Below are 14,128 nucleotides of genomic sequence, written 5' to 3'. Positions count from 1 at the left end.
GTCAGTGTTCCCGGTGTCTGCCGCATGGCAGGCCCAAGGGACATGAAAGGACCGAAACGTGAAAAAGACATTGATGACCGCCGTATTCGCCACGCTCACTTGCAGCATGGCTTTCGCGCAATCTGCAACCGATCAGATCGTCGACGACCTGAAAGGGCAGGGCTTCGAACGTATCGAAATCGACAATGGCCTTGGCCAGATCAAGGTCGAGGCCATTCGCGGCACGCAAAAGCTCGAAGTGGTCTACGACCGTGCCACCGGCGATATTCTCAAGCAGGAGGTCGAACGCGTCCGTGGTGATGACGACACCCGCCCAGGTGTCGAGATCCGCAATCGGGCCCGCGACTTCGTCGAGATCGCGCGCTCTGACCTGGGTGACGATGACGATGACGATGACGTCCGTGGCCGTGGCCGGGATGATCGTGGTCGGGATGATGACGCACGCGGCCGCGGCGATGATGACGATGATCGCGACGACGATGATGATCGCGATGACGATCGCGACGACGATGGCCGCAACGACGACCGGGATGATGACCGGGACGAGGATCGCGACGACGATGACCGCAACGGCGACCGGGATGATGCGCGGGACGACGATCGCGGTCGGGACGACGATGACGACGACGATGATGACAGCGATGACGATGATGATGACAGCGACAGCGATGACGACGGCGACAGCGATGACGACGACGACGATGATGACGACGATTGAAACGTCTGATAGCTGAAGAACAGAGGCTTCCGTCCCGCTGACGGGAGCCTCCTGGAGTTCGAGAATGAAACGAAGACAGCTTGTTGCGGGCCTCCTGGCCGGGGTCGCCTTTCCGGTCGATGTGCTCGCGCAGACAGCCCAGGATCAGGTGATCGATCAACTCAGGCGGCAGGGCTATCGGCGCATCACGCTTGGCCGCACGCTGCTGGGCCGGACGCGCATCGTGGCGACAGGCCCGCGCGGCCGGCGCGAGATCATTCTCAATCCCGCGACCGGGGCGATCCTGCGGGACTATGTCGACCGCTCGGATCGCGGCGGCGACGGCGATGATCGCGACGATGATAATGATGATCGCGATGACCGGGACGACGACCGCGATGATGACGATGACGACCGCGATGACGACGATGACGACGGCGACGACGATGATGACGACGGCGACGACGATGATGACGGCGGCGATGATGACGATGGCGGCGGTGGCGGCGGAGATGACGATGACGACGATTGATCATACGTCCCTCCGGGCACCGGTTGGCCTGTGAGGATCTGGATCGTCCTGATCCCCCTTGGCGCGCTGCAATTGGCCAGCGGCCTGTTCCTCTTGTGGGACATCCTTGGCAGCATGCTGGGCATCGCGTCCTCTCCGATCGCCTGGGTCTATTACGAACTGGCCCAGATCGGAGCGGTGATCGGCCTGATCCTTGGCATGGTCGTCAGTGCGACGCTCATGGTCCGCTCGCTCAAGCGGCAGCGCGCCGCCGAGGCAAGCCTGCGTCTGGCGTCGGGCGCCTTCATGGACGTGTTGCAGGAACGCTTTGCCGAATGGGAACTGACCCCCGCCGAAAAGGACGTGGCGCTGTTTTCGATCAAGGGGCTGAGCACGGCCGACATCGCCGGGCTGCGCAGCACCTCCGAAGGCACCGTAAAGGCGCAGACCAACGCGATCTATCGCAAGGCGGGGGTGTCGGGCCGCCCGCAATTGCTCAGCCTGTTCATCGACGAACTGATGGGCGACCCCATCGCGCTGTCCGGATCCGATCCGGGACCGCAGATGGACAAGGCGTCATGAGCCGGTCAGACGTCGGACGAGTCGATATCGTACTGTTCCAGAACCCGCATCGGCACGATGTCGAGCGCCCGTCTGTGCGTCGCGGCAAGGTTGACCATGGGCGCGCAGCCCTCGTCATGGGCTTGCAGGAACCGTGACGCGCACAGGCACCAGTGATCGCCGGGCTTGAGCCCCGGAAAGCGGAACTGCGGAACAGGGGTGCTCAGGTCGTTGCCGACGTATTTCGAATAGGCCAGGAATTCCGCCGTCATCACCGCGCACACCGTGTGGCTTCCCGTGTCGGCAGCGCAGGTGTTGCAATGGCCATCCCTGAAGAACCCGGTCAGCGGCTCTGTCGAACACGACCCAAGCGGGCCACCCATCACGTTGATTGCGTCGTCCGGTTCCATCGGGGGCCTCCTGTCATGCGGTGGTTTCATCTGAACCTAGGCGGGATCGTCCGCCCATGCCACCCAGCGCCCGTGAAAAACTGTGGGCATCCCAGGCCCGAGGACGCTTTGCGCCCGAGGGTCGATGTCACCGGAACCGGTCCACCAGCCTTTGAAAGGGGTTGCGGGTGTCGGGTTCTGGCGCTGCTTCGGGTTTCGGCTCTGGCTTCGGCTCGGGCTTCGGAGCTTCCGCCTTCGCTTGCGTCGCCGGCGTTTTCGACGACCGGGCGGGCGCCACGCGCAGCGCCACGGCGTTCATGAACTTGCCGGAATCCCCATCCGCCAGTTGCGGCGCGCCATCGGCGATCCCGCGCAGCAGGTCATCCAGCCACTCTTCGTCCGCCTTGGGAAAATCGTGCAGCACGTATCCCGCCACAGCATCCTTGTGACCGGGATGCCCGATGCCCAGCCGCACGCGGCCGTACGCCTCGCCGATATGGCCGTGGATCGAGCGCAAGCCGTTGTGGCCCGCATGGCCGCCGCCCTGCTTGACCCGGCATTTGCCCGGGGCGAGGTCCAACTCGTCGTGGAAGACCACCACGTCCGAGGGCTCCAGCTTGTAGAACTGCATTGCCGCCTGCACCGACTGGCCCGAGCGGTTCATGAACGTTCCGGGCTTCAGGAGCAGAACCTTGTCATTGCCCAGCCGCCCTTCGGTCGCCTCGCCCTGAAACTTTGATTTCCACGGCGCAAAGCCATGATCCGATGCGATCCGGTCCATCGCCATGAAGCCGATATTGTGCCGGTTCCTCGCGTATTTCGCGCCCGGATTCCCCAGACCCACAAAGAGTTTCATCGCTGCCCGTGCTCCATCCTGCAAAGCGGTTGCCCCTCTCTAGGCGAAACTCGGGCCAAGGGCAAAAGCCGATGGTCAAAACTGCGCCAAGACCAATGCCGCCGCTGCCGAAAGGCCCAGGGCCCAGCCAATCGCCAGATGCAGCCGCAGGAGCAGGCCCGCCGACAGCGCGATCAGAGCCATCGCGTGCCAGTTCAACGTGGCCGCATCCGGCAGCCAGAGCCGCAGCACTCCGACCTGCGTTTCCGCGACCGTGCCGAATACCACATGCAGCGCGAACCACAGCGACAGGTTCAGGATCACGCCCACCACCGCCGCCGTGATTGCGCGCAAGGCACCGTTCAGGCGCGGCTGCGCGGAAATCCAGTCGATGTAGGGCGCGCCGACAAAGATCCACAGGAAGCAGGGCACGAAGGTCACCCAGAGCGTCATCAGACCGCCTGCCACGGCCAGCCCGTAGCCACCCTCCCGGAAGGCCGCCAAGGTGCCTACGAACTGGGTGACAAGGATCAGCGGGCCGGGGGTGGTTTCGGCCAATCCCAACCCGTCCATCATCTCGGTCGGGGTCAGCCAGCCATACTGCACCACCACGTCCTGCGCCATGTAGGCCAGCACCGCGTAGGCGCCGCCGAATGTCACGACGGCCAGCTTGGAAAAGAAGAGCGCGATCTCGGTCAGGATCGTGCCGTTGAACGCCGCGTCCACCGCCAGCACGGGCAGGCCCCAGATCGCCAGACCGATCCCGATCGTGCCCAGACTGCGCCCGGCCGAAACCGTGACGGGCAGGGCCGGGGCCGCGTCTGACCCAGCCATCAGCGCGCCATAAACGCCTGCCGCCAGAACGATCACCGGGAACGGCACCGCGAAAAAGAAGATCCCGACAAAGGCCAGCCCCGCCAGCACCCAATGCGCCCGCCCGTGCAACGCGCGTCTGGACAGCTTGAGCAAAGCCTCGACCACGATCACCACCGCCACCGCCTGTACGCCCAGAAACAGCGTATCGACCAGCGGCAGGTCGCCATAGGTCACGTAGAGCAGCGCCAGCGCAAAGATCACCGCCGCCCCCGGCAGCACGAAGAGCAGCCCCGCGATCAGCCCGCCCAACACGCCCTGCAACCGCCAGCCCGCATAGGTGGCCAGCTGCATCGCCTCCGGCCCCGGCAGCAACATGCAAAAGCTGAGCGCGTTCAGGAATTGCTTTTCCGTCAGCCAGTCGCGCTCGTCCACCAGCATCCGGTGCATCAGCGCGATCTGTGCCGCCGGTCCACCGAAGGACAGCAGCCCGATTTTCAGGAAGACGACGAAGATCTGGGCAATCGTGGGCGACATGAGGGGCGGTGTCTCTGATCTGCGTTTCAGGAACATGACAATCTGACCCTCATTGACAGATCCCGCGCAGGATGTCGCGTCGCGCTGATATCCGAAGTCGGGGGGTGGTCTTTTTGTCGGGACGTCATCTCTTGAAGCATCGGGCCAGCGGAACTTTGTTGTCGCTCCGAGCCCATGCTAGGCTCGGCCCGAACGAAAAGGAGTCGTGACATGGGTGCCAAAACGGATGCCAGTGCTGGTCAGGTGCGGTTGACGGGACGCCTGATTTGCGGGTCGGAGCGCGACGCCGAACTCGTGCAAGAGCATCTTTCAGAGCACATCCGCCTCACGCGGGCGGAACCCGGGTGTCTGTCCTTCGATGTCTTCCAGACGGATGACCCTTTGATTTGGCAGGTAGAGGAGTGCTTCCTCGACAAAGAGGCGTTCGAGTTTCACAGGCATCGAACGCGCGCGTCGTCCTGGGGAACAGCGACGGCGGGGCTTCAACGCGCCTACGAAATATCCGGGGTCGCATGACCCGGATGATCCACGGCACCGGCCGGGAATTGGCCGGACGTGCAAGGAAGGGACAGGTTGCATGATTGCCTATGTTACCGTCGGGGCCGATGACATCACGCGCGCGCGGCAGTTTTACTCGGCGGTCCTGCCAGCCCTTGGGTATGCGCTTGAGGAAGGGCCCGAGGGCCTCAGCTATGCGCTGCCCCTGCAACCCGGTCAGCCGGCCGCTTTGCCCGATTTCTACGTCAAGACCCCCTTTGACGGAGGCCCGGCCTCGGCCGGCAACGGTGCGATGATCGCATTCGAGGCGCGCACTCAGCAGCAGGTGCGCGACCTTCACTCTGCCGCGCTTGCCGCAGGCGGTTCGGACGCGGGTCAGCCCGGTTTCCGCGCGTCCTACGGGGCGCGTTTCTATGTCGGCTACCTGCGCGATCCGCAGGGCAACAAAATCGCGATCTTCTCAAACGATCCAACCGAACCCGGACGAGACGGATAAGGCTTCTGCGGGAGCGCCAGGAAGCCTTCGCCATGGTTGCGAAAGCCGTCAACCGGCCTCGGACTCAGACCCTGATCCGGCCCCCGCGCGGACCCCGACGCAGTCAGAGCGCACAGTCTCCGCCTGCACATCCCCCCTGAACGAAAACGGCCCCGCCCATGGGGCGAGGCCGTTCGAACCATGAGGCCCGGCGGGATCAGTCGTCGGACTGTTCGGTTGCGGGAACCTCGTCCGCGTCGGCTTCCTCGGCTTCGGCATCTTCCGCGGCGCGCAGGCCGGACGGGGCCGAGATGTTCGCGATCACGAAATCGCGGTCGATCGTCGGCTTGGTGCCTTCGGGCAGGGTGATCGCAGAGATCGTCACCGTGTCGCCGATTTCGAGACCGGTCAGGTCCACGGTCAGCTTCTCGGGGATGTCACCGGCGGTCACGACCAGTTCGACTTCCGGGCGCACGGCGTTCATCACGCCACCCTTCTTGAGACCGGGGGCCGCTTCGTGGTTGATGAACTCGACCGGGATGAAGAGGTTGATCTTCGACGTCCGGCGCAGGCGCATCAGGTCGACATGGGTCGGCAGGTCCTTCACCACGTCGCGCTGCACGTCGCGGCAGATCACGCGGACGTCTTCGTGACCGTCAACCTTGAGGTTGAACAGGGTCGACTTGAAACGGCCTTTCTTCAGGCGCGCCAGCAGGACGTTGAAGGGAAGGTTGATCGGCAGCGGGTCGTTGTCGCCACCGAATACAATGCCCGGAACCATGCCGTCGCGGCGTGCCTGACGAGCGGCGCCCTTGCCTGTCCCCGTCCGTTCCAGAGCTTCGAGATCAGGAATCTCTCCAGCCATGATGTGTCTCCAATATGTAAGGGCAGGGTGCCTCCAAGGCTGTCACCCCGCGTGAAGCCCGCGCGATAGACCGGTTCGGGCGCCAAGACAAGACACAAGATCGCAGTTTTTGCCGCTTTCGGTTGCTTTGTGGGCTGGACCGGTCCCCCGCCCCGTGGCACTGGCAGCGATATGAGCCTCTTGCGTGACCTTTACATCAGCCGCGGCCCGGCGGCCGGCTTTGCCGCCGTGGGTGTCTTCTGGGGCAGTTTCGCGGCCCTCGTGCCGGTGCTCAAGCCGCAGATCGGCCTGTCGGACGGACAGTTCGGCGTGGCGCTCCTGATCACCTCGGTCGGCGCGGTGCTGGCGATGTGGCTGGCGCCGCTGGCCGAGCGCGGGCTGGGTCCAAGGGCGCTGGCGGTCCTGACGGTGCTGCTGGCGGGGGCCACGTTCCTGCCGGGGCACACCTATGGCGGTGTCAGTTTCACACTGGCGATGCTCTGCGTGACGATGGCCTCCGGCACGCTCGACGTGTCGATGAACGCCCGCGTGAGCGCGCTCGAGGCGCAGGTGCGGCGCAGCCTGATGAACCTCAATCACGCGGTCTTCTCGGTGGCCTATGCCGCCTGCGCGCTTGCCACGGGGCTGGCGCGCGAGGCGGGCCTTGGTCCAGACATGATCCTGACGGGATCGGGCGTCCTGATCGCGCTTCTGGCGCTGCAGGCCAGGGCTGCGCCCGTGGCCGATCCCGCGCACGAACCCGAGGGTGCCACGGTCGCGCCGCTGCCCTGGACGCTGCTGCTGCCGGGCGGGGCCATCATCCTGATCGCCTTCATGTCGGAACAGGCGACCGAAGGCTGGTCGGCCCTGCATCTTGAGCGCAACCTGGGGGCGGGGGCGGCGCAGGGGGCGCTGGGTCCGGCGCTTCTGGGGATCACGATGGCGGTCGGGCGGTTGACCGGGCAGGTCGTCGCCAACCGGGTGTCCGAGCGCGTGGTGATCCGCTGGGCGTCGGTCACGGCAGGCATCGGGGCCTCGATCGCCGCCGCGGCACCGACCCTCTGGATCGCCTATCTCGGCTTCTCGGTGCTTGGCCTCGGCGTGTCGGTGGTGGCGCCGATGGCCTATGCCTGGATCGGTCGGATGGTGCCGAACCAGTACCGCAGCCACGCGATCTCGCGGATCTCGGTGGTGGGTTATGCGGGGTTCTTCATCGGCCCGCCGCTCATGGGATTCCTGTCCGAAGGATTCGGGCTGGCGACGTCATTCCTGGTGATCGGAGTGCTCTTGTTCGTCGTCCCGCTGGGGCTGCTGCCGGTGCTGAGGCGGGGTGCGGCCCTGCGCGCGGGATGAGGGGCAAGCCTGTTCGAACAGGCTTGAAACCCCGTTTCGAAACGGGGTGGCCCGCATTTTCGAAAATGCGGATCAGAGCCTTGCAAGGCTCTGTCTGCGGCTTTTCGAAAAGCCGCCCCACCGAACGCCCGGTTTCCAGATCCTTAACCTTGCTGGCGCCATACCCTTTCCCACGATGCGCATCGAGCGGGAAGGGTCACTCCCATGCCGCGACACCAGACTGACCGTCTTTCGGATGCCCGCAAGGGCGGACCCTGAGAAACCGGTTTTGCGAGGCCCGAAAGGGCCCAGGTCACGGGGGACACCACCCCGGAATGCGAGAGACGGGTCAGGCCCAAAGAGCGGCGCCGCTTCCTTTCGAGACATCCCATGCCGGGCACAGGCCCGGCCGGCAAGACCGGCAACCGGCGGGCAACGGCCCGACCGGGGCTGCGCCGTGTCTACTCGGCCCAATCCCCCGAAAATCCCTTGGGGACCATCAGGATATCGCGGTCGACGGAGTTGATGTCGGTCCGCCCGCACAGCCCCATCGACGCGTCCAGTTCCTTGTGGATCACGTTGAGCGCGTCGGTGACACCCTGTTGGCCCTTGGCCCCCAGCCCGTAGACATAGGCGCGCCCGATATAGGTGCCCTTGGCCCCCATCGCCATCGCCTTGAGCACGTCCTGACCCGACCGGATGCCGCTGTCGAGATGCACCTCGATCTTGTCGCCCACGGCATCCAGGATCGGCTCCAGCGCCCGGATCGACGACAGCGCCCCATCAAGCTGCCGACCGCCATGGTTCGACACGATGATGGCGTCCGCCCCGACATTCAGCGCCTCCAGCGCATCGCGCGGGTCGAGGATGCCCTTGATGATCAAGGGGCCGTCCCACATCTTGCGGAACTGCCGGATCCGGTCCCAGTTGAGCGACTGGTCGAACGCCTGCGCGGTCCAGCTGCCCAGCGAGGACGGATCCTTCACGCCTTTCGCATGACCCACGATATTGCCGAAGAACCGCCGTTTGGTCGACAGCATGCCCATGCCCCACTGCACCTTGGTCATCATGTTGGCGACAGAGGCCGGTGTGAGCTTGGGTGGGGCGGAAAGGCCGTTCTTGACGTCCTTGTGCCGCTGGCCCAGCAATTGCAGATCGACCGTGATGATCGCCGCCGAACATTTGGCGTCTTTCGCCCGGTCGAACAGGCGCTGCATGAAATCGTCGTCCTTGAGCGTGTAGACCTGCATCCAGAACGGTTTCGACGTATTGGCCGCCACGTCCTCGATCGAACAGATCGACATGGTCGACAGGCTGTAGGGCACGCCGAACTTTTCCGCCGCCCGTGCCGCTTTGATCTCGCCATCGAAATGCTGCATGCCCGTAAGGCCCACGGGCGCAAGTGCCACCGGCATCGACACCTCCTGACCGATCATCTTGGTCGCGGTCTTGCGCCCGTCCATGTCAATGGCAACGCGCTGGCGCAGGTAGATCTTGTCGAAATCCGACGAATTCTCGCGGAAGGTCTGTTCCGTCCAACTGCCCGATTCCGTGTAGTCGAAGAACATCTTGGGCACCCGGCGCTTGTAGATGCGGCGGAGGTCTTCGATTTCGGTAATCATGGGCATGGCACGGCCTTTCGGAAGTATTGGTTAGATTTGTTTACCAATGACGGCGAAACCACGCAACGCGGCATTTTGTTAATGATTGATTAATGGTTCGAAATCGAACTAAGTATTGCGATATCGAACCAAAGGAGATTCGCATGACTCTTTCCCGTCGCAAGACACTTGGCCTGATCGGGGGTGGAACGGTGCTTGCTGCCGCCGCCGGTCTTGGCCTTTTCGCCGCCACCCGCACGCCCCATGCCGCGCTTGCCCCGTGGGACATGGCGGGCCAGTACCCCGATCCCCGCCTGCGTGCCCTGTCCCATGCGCTGCTGGCACCGAACCCGCACAATCGCCAGCCGTGGGAGGCTGAACTGATCGGGGACGACACCGTTGCGATCTGGCGCGACCCGGCGCGGGATCTGCCCGTCACGGACCCCTATGCGCGCCAACTGACCATCGGGATGGGCTGCTTTCTGGACCTGATGCGCCTGGCCGCCGCCGAGGAAGGTTACGCCATCGACCAGACGCTGTTTCCCGCGGGCGAGGCGGGTCCGGTGGCGCTGTGCCGCTTCATCGCCGGTGGCGCGCAGCCCGATCCGCTGTTCGCCCATGTCCTGCAAAGGCGCTCGCACAAGGAAATGTTTCAGGACCGAGCGCTGGATGCCGCCGCTCTGGACAGCATCGCGCCGCATGTCGATCTGGTCGCGCAAGGTGCCGATGCCGTAGCCCTGCGCGATCTCGCGACCGAGGCGTGGCTGATCGAAGCCGGGACGCCCGATGCGTGGAAGGAAAGCATTGATCTTCTGCGGATCGGCAAGGCCGAGATCAACGCGCAACCCGATGGCATCGACTTGGGCGGTGCGACGTTCGAGCTGCTGAACAGGACCGGTCTTCTGACCCGCGAGGCCTCGCTTGATCCGACGACAATGGCCGCGCAGGGCGCGATCCAGGGCACGGTGGACGCCATCGCGTCAGCTCCTGCTTTGGTGGTGCAGACCAGCCCCACCAATACCCGCGCCGACCAGATCGCCACAGGGGCGCGGTGGTTGCGGCTCAACCTTGCGGCCACGGGTGCCGGGCTGGGGGTGCGGCCCGTCAGTCAGGCATTGCAGGAATACCCCGAGATGACGGCGCTTTACGACGCGATCCATGCCGCCCACGCACCCGACGGCGGGACAGTTCAAATGCTCGGGCTTCTGGGCTACGCTGCGCCCACGGCCCGCACCCCGCGATGGCCGATCGATGCACGGATGAGGCCAAGACCCGGGAATGCCTGACACACCAGACACACACACAGCGACGGGTCTCTATTTCGAACTCTTCAACGAGATCGGCATCCTCGGCCAACTCAGCCGCGCCCTGTTCGAGGCGCGGTTGCCCGACGGTCTGGTGCTGCCGCATTTCACGGTGATCAACCACCTGATCCGGGTGCAGGACGGGCGCACGCCCTTGCAGTTGGCCCGCGCGTTTCAGGTGCCCAAGACCAGCATGACCCACACGCTGGCGGGGTTGGAGAAACGCGGCTTTGTCACGATGCGCGTCAATCCGGGCGATGCCCGCAGCAAGCAGGTCTGGCTGACCCACGCGGGCCGCAGATTTCGCGATACCGCGATTGCCGGGATCGCGCCTGACCTTGCCGGCATGGCCGACACGCTGGACCCGGAGGAGGTGCGCGCTGTCATCGACAAGCTGGCCATCCTGCGCAAACGGATGGACGCCGCGCGGGATTAGGGTTTGCCGCGTGACAAAAGGGTTCCACGGGCTCAAGGCTTTGGCAGCTTCGTGTCGCGGCGCGTGTATGCGGACGGCGCAGACGCTCATTTATCAATGTTGAATGTCTGCTTTCCATCTGGTTCTAAATGGTTGGCATTGTAAAAGGGCTTCCGGAGGTCGACCTAGGCACCCCAAAATGAAAAAAATGTCAAAAACTGTTTTTTGCGTCATTTTCTCATCTGTGTTCGCCATGCTCATCTACGAGATCTGGTTCGGTTGGACGTGGCCGGCACGGCTTGAAGCGGCAGCAACGACAACGATTAACCGTCCGATACAGAAACACAATTTTGTTGAGCTTCATGGCCGCACTATTCAGTCCGCCGTTTTTATAGACATCGTCATGAGCGCACCAGTAACAGTGATTGTGCCGGTTTCGAGTACTGATCCTCAACTGATTGCCATTCGCGCGGCAACCGGAGTTGTCTGCGAAGAGCCTTCAGCTTTTGCAAAGTACGTCTTTGTTGAATTAGGTTTGTTCGATCATTGTCTCATTCGTGAAAAGACGGATAAGCCATCAGAGGCACTGGTTTTGCGGCTTATTCGGGATCACCACCTCGAAAGTCGTTGGAACGGCTGGATACACTATGCTTGGGACCATCCTGGGAAGTTTGGTCACGACGAAGCTTGGCAATTTGATCTGTCTGAACGGATCGATGGACAAGAGACGCTTTTGGGACGGGCAATCGCTACGGAGTTCAAAAGTGACGATGCAGGGAAAGAACTTCCGAAGTTTTGGCCCGCCATACCCGAACTTGAGCAGCGAAAAGCGGCTCTTCGTGAGCGAAGCGCGACGATACATGCCAAAGGACCTGCGCAAGGAAAGGAGCGATGGTCATTCGGGGCGCAAGGTTGGTACGACCCGCTCCATGACACTCCCAGCAACCTATCCTATGCATTGCTTGAGCGCGCTCTTGGCGTCAAAATGGATTTGTCATGGCTGGATACTGCATCCCCGGATCCGCTAAGGGCGATGGATTACGCAGAAAAGCTGCTCTTTTCTGACAAGCATCTTGAGTCAAATCATGGTGAAAACTTGCTTTACTCAATATTGAGGCCTGCAGCTTGTTTTGGGACACCGTCGTGCGAAGCACCTAGAGACGCACTCAGCGTTGCGGTGCAGGATCGTGCGCTTGAAATTGCGATCCGCGTTCTGGATGGCTTCGGAAGCGATCAAGGTCCGGACATCTCTATGATCCATAGATTCATGATACCTTTACTGCCCCATGAGCATGCCTCAAAGCTTTTGCACAAGACATTTGAGACGGCTCTTTTGAACGGTTTTGCAACCGAAACTACGTTCTTCCATTTGCTTCTCGACCGCTTTGAAGACGCGCCAAAACCTTTGTTGTCGGATCAACTTTGCAGTACCCATCTAAAACAATTGCGTGAGACGGAATTGAAATACGCGGAGGGGTTTGTTTTGTGTCGTTAGAGTATATGCGCAGCTCAAAGACGAAGCGGATATTATACGTTGCGCTGCATTAGTCCCAATGGTCTCCAGGCCGACATCCGACAGCATTGTCCAGCGTCGTCAGTTCCCTGTTCGAGCCATACTCCCAAAAGGCATCATTTGTCCTGCTGCAATCCTAGGGGCTGGTTATCGGGCGCTCGGTTCAGGCGAAGGTGACGCGCAGCCCGTCGATCAGGGGTGTGTCGAAGGTGGTTTCCCACACCTGATCCGGCGCAATCGGGCGGGCGTCGGTGAGGGTGCCTGTGGTGATCACTTCACCGGGTTGGATCGGCGCGGCACCCGGCATCCGGTCGATCTGGCTGACCAGATGCAGCAGCGCCATCAACGGCCCACCCAGCACGTCGACGCCGTGCCCGATCAGCGCTTCTCCCGGTCCGGACAAGGTGACGCCACAGGTCGTCAAGGCTTCGAGCCGGTCGGGCGTCGCTGCCCTGCGAGGACCGACCCAGAGCGCGCCGTGCATCGCCATCGCGGCCACGGCATCGGGCGCGGTGAACCGCCAAGCGGGGTAAAGCGAGGTGACGATCTCGAACCCATGCGCCACCCAGTCGATGCAGTCGGCAAGCGCGGTCAGGTCCATGTCGGGCGCGGGGGAGGCTTTGAACCCAAAGACGATTTCGGGCTCGATCCGGGGTTCCGGCAGGGCGGGCAGGGGGATCACGCAATCCGACGGAATGTCACTTACGCCGCCTTCGTACATCCAGCCCCAGACCGGCGCATCGACATTGTAGATCGGCCAGATCGTGCGGTTGGTGAACCCGATCTTGCGGCCCGCGATCCGTTCGCCGCGCGCGCGGCGCATCTCGCCTATCTTCGCCGCAATGGCGTAGCCCTCGTCCAGCGTCAGGTCAGGAGAGGCGTCCGTCAGCGGCGCAATCTGGAAATTGCCGTCAAAGGCCGCAAGCAGGGCATCTGCGGACGTGTCACGCACGGTGCGCCCCGTCCGCGAGCGATTTGACGAAGGCCAGAACGTCGCTCACCGGTTTGCCCTTGGCCAGTTCCGACACGATCGCCGATCCGACCACGCAGCCATCCGCCACACCGGCAATCGCTTGCGAGGCTTCGGGGGTCTTGATGCCGAAGCCCACGATCACGGGCAGGTCGGTCTGCGACTTGATCCGCGCCACTTCGGGACCGACATCGGCGGCCTGCGCTTCGGCGGCGCCGGTGATGCCGGTGATCGACACGTAATAGACGAAGCCGGATGTGTTCTGGAGCACCTTGGGCAGGCGCTTGTCATCGGTGGTGGGTGTCGCCAGACGGATGAAGTTCAGACCCGCCGCCTGCGCCGGGATGCACAGCTCGTCATCTTCCTCGGGTGGCAGGTCGACGATGATCAGACCGTCGATGCCCGCCTCTTTGGCCTGGGTCAGGAACCGGTCGACACCGCGCGAATAGATCGGGTTGTAATAGCCCATCATCACGATCGGTGTCGTGTCGTCCTCTTCGCGGAACCTGCGCGCCAGCTCCAGCGTGCGGTCCAGCGTCATGCCGCCTTCGAGCGCGCGCTGACCGGCCAGCTGGATCGTGCTGCCATCGGCCATCGGGTCGGTGAAGGGCAGTCCCAGTTCGATGATGTCCACGCCGGCACCCGGCAGTCCCTTGACCAGCTCCAGCGAGGTGTCGAAATCGGGATCGCCTGCCATCACGTAGGACACAAAGGCTTTTTTGCCGTCTTTGCGCAGCTCTGCGAATTTGGCGTCGATACGGGTCATGGCGATCTCCTGAAATGATCAGAACCGATTGCCGGAGTTGGCGGGGAAAATCAATGGGGCAGGGGCG

16 protein-coding genes are annotated in these 14,128 nt (G+C 63.1%); 9 read left to right on the top strand and 7 right to left on the bottom strand.

What is annotated here, in order from left to right; all coding sequences use genetic code 11:
• Positions 1-58: 58 nt before the first annotated feature.
• The 3 genes from LCF60_RS06695 to LCF60_RS06685 all read left to right on the top strand — a co-directional run bounded on the left by LCF60_RS06695 (position 59) and on the right by LCF60_RS06685 (position 1,790).
• Positions 59-718: a PepSY domain-containing protein gene (locus tag LCF60_RS06695; RefSeq protein ID WP_292290593.1), complete on the top strand. Its 660-nt coding sequence runs from the start codon at positions 59-61 to the stop codon at positions 716-718.
• Positions 719-782: 64 nt separating this feature from the next.
• Positions 783-1,229, top strand: coding sequence for a hypothetical protein (locus LCF60_RS06690; protein ID WP_292290592.1), 447 nt, complete (start codon positions 783-785; stop codon positions 1,227-1,229).
• A gap of 30 nt (positions 1,230-1,259) precedes the next feature.
• A complete protein-coding gene (locus LCF60_RS06685; RefSeq protein ID WP_292290591.1) occupies positions 1,260-1,790 on the top strand; it encodes a helix-turn-helix transcriptional regulator in 531 nt (176 codons plus the stop codon).
• A 5-nt stretch (positions 1,791-1,795) separates the two neighbouring features.
• Here LCF60_RS06685 and LCF60_RS06680 read toward each other — a convergent pair whose 3' ends face one another.
• From LCF60_RS06680 to chrA, 3 genes are all read right to left on the bottom strand, one after another.
• Positions 1,796-2,179, bottom strand: coding sequence for a DUF2237 domain-containing protein (locus LCF60_RS06680; protein ID WP_292290590.1), 384 nt, complete (start codon positions 2,177-2,179; stop codon positions 1,796-1,798).
• A gap of 127 nt (positions 2,180-2,306) precedes the next feature.
• A complete protein-coding gene (pth, locus tag LCF60_RS06675) occupies positions 2,307-3,014 on the bottom strand; it encodes an aminoacyl-tRNA hydrolase (RefSeq protein WP_292290588.1) in 708 nt (235 codons plus the stop codon).
• A gap of 75 nt (positions 3,015-3,089) precedes the next feature.
• A complete protein-coding gene (gene chrA / locus LCF60_RS06670) occupies positions 3,090-4,343 on the bottom strand; it encodes a chromate efflux transporter (RefSeq protein ID WP_292290587.1) in 1,254 nt (417 codons plus the stop codon).
• Between the two features lie 174 nt (positions 4,344-4,517).
• Here chrA and LCF60_RS06665 point away from each other — a divergent pair, with 174 nt between their 5' ends.
• Both LCF60_RS06665 and LCF60_RS06660 read left to right on the top strand, forming a co-directional pair.
• Positions 4,518-4,859 (top strand): antibiotic biosynthesis monooxygenase, encoded by a 342-nt coding sequence (locus tag LCF60_RS06665; protein WP_363318398.1) that lies wholly within the window; start codon positions 4,518-4,520, stop codon positions 4,857-4,859.
• A gap of 61 nt (positions 4,860-4,920) precedes the next feature.
• The gene (locus tag LCF60_RS06660) at positions 4,921-5,337 is read left to right on the top strand and encodes a VOC family protein (RefSeq protein WP_292290585.1); all 417 of its coding nucleotides are present in this window, start codon (positions 4,921-4,923) and stop codon (positions 5,335-5,337) included.
• 196 nt (positions 5,338-5,533) lie between these two features.
• Here the strand turns inward: LCF60_RS06660 and LCF60_RS06655 are convergent, their stop codons facing one another.
• Positions 5,534-6,181: a 50S ribosomal protein L25/general stress protein Ctc gene (locus tag LCF60_RS06655; protein WP_292290583.1), complete on the bottom strand. Its 648-nt coding sequence runs from the start codon at positions 6,179-6,181 to the stop codon at positions 5,534-5,536.
• Positions 6,182-6,352: 171 nt separating this feature from the next.
• Here LCF60_RS06655 and LCF60_RS06650 point away from each other — a divergent pair, with 171 nt between their 5' ends.
• A complete protein-coding gene (locus LCF60_RS06650; RefSeq protein ID WP_292290582.1) occupies positions 6,353-7,513 on the top strand; it encodes an MFS transporter in 1,161 nt (386 codons plus the stop codon).
• A gap of 440 nt (positions 7,514-7,953) precedes the next feature.
• Here LCF60_RS06650 and LCF60_RS06645 read toward each other — a convergent pair whose 3' ends face one another.
• Positions 7,954-9,120 carry an alpha-hydroxy acid oxidase gene (locus LCF60_RS06645; protein ID WP_292290580.1) on the bottom strand — a complete coding sequence of 389 codons (1,167 nt, stop codon included), beginning with the start codon at positions 9,118-9,120 and terminating at the stop codon, positions 7,954-7,956.
• Positions 9,121-9,257: 137 nt separating this feature from the next.
• Between LCF60_RS06645 and LCF60_RS06640 the strand changes: the two genes are divergently transcribed.
• The 3 genes from LCF60_RS06640 to LCF60_RS06630 all read left to right on the top strand — a co-directional run bounded on the left by LCF60_RS06640 (position 9,258) and on the right by LCF60_RS06630 (position 12,307).
• Complete coding sequence (locus tag LCF60_RS06640) at positions 9,258-10,379, top strand: twin-arginine translocation pathway signal protein (protein WP_292290579.1); 1,122 nt, start codon at positions 9,258-9,260, stop codon at positions 10,377-10,379.
• Positions 10,372-10,833: a MarR family transcriptional regulator gene (locus LCF60_RS06635; protein ID WP_292290577.1), complete on the top strand. Its 462-nt coding sequence runs from the start codon at positions 10,372-10,374 to the stop codon at positions 10,831-10,833. Before LCF60_RS06640 ends, LCF60_RS06635 begins: the two co-directional genes overlap by 8 nt.
• Positions 10,834-11,011: 178 nt before the next feature.
• Positions 11,012-12,307, top strand: coding sequence for a hypothetical protein (locus LCF60_RS06630; RefSeq protein ID WP_292290576.1), 1,296 nt, complete (start codon positions 11,012-11,014; stop codon positions 12,305-12,307).
• Positions 12,308-12,488: 181 nt separating this feature from the next.
• On the opposite strand, the gene LCF60_RS06625 is transcribed toward LCF60_RS06630, so the two are convergent.
• Positions 12,489-13,277, bottom strand: a complete 789-nt coding sequence (locus tag LCF60_RS06625) for a hypothetical protein (protein ID WP_292290575.1) — start codon at positions 13,275-13,277, stop codon at positions 12,489-12,491.
• Positions 13,270-14,061: a tryptophan synthase subunit alpha gene (trpA, locus tag LCF60_RS06620; RefSeq protein WP_292290574.1), complete on the bottom strand. Its 792-nt coding sequence runs from the start codon at positions 14,059-14,061 to the stop codon at positions 13,270-13,272. The genes LCF60_RS06625 and trpA overlap by 8 nt, the downstream gene beginning before the upstream one ends.
• Between the last annotated feature and the right edge of the window lie 67 nt (positions 14,062-14,128).

Origin of the sequence: Marivita sp., from assembly GCF_020055635.1 — a bacterium.
Taxonomy (GTDB): Bacteria; Pseudomonadota; Alphaproteobacteria; order Rhodobacterales; family Rhodobacteraceae; genus Marivita.
This window is presented reverse-complemented; position numbering and strand designations above follow the sequence as displayed.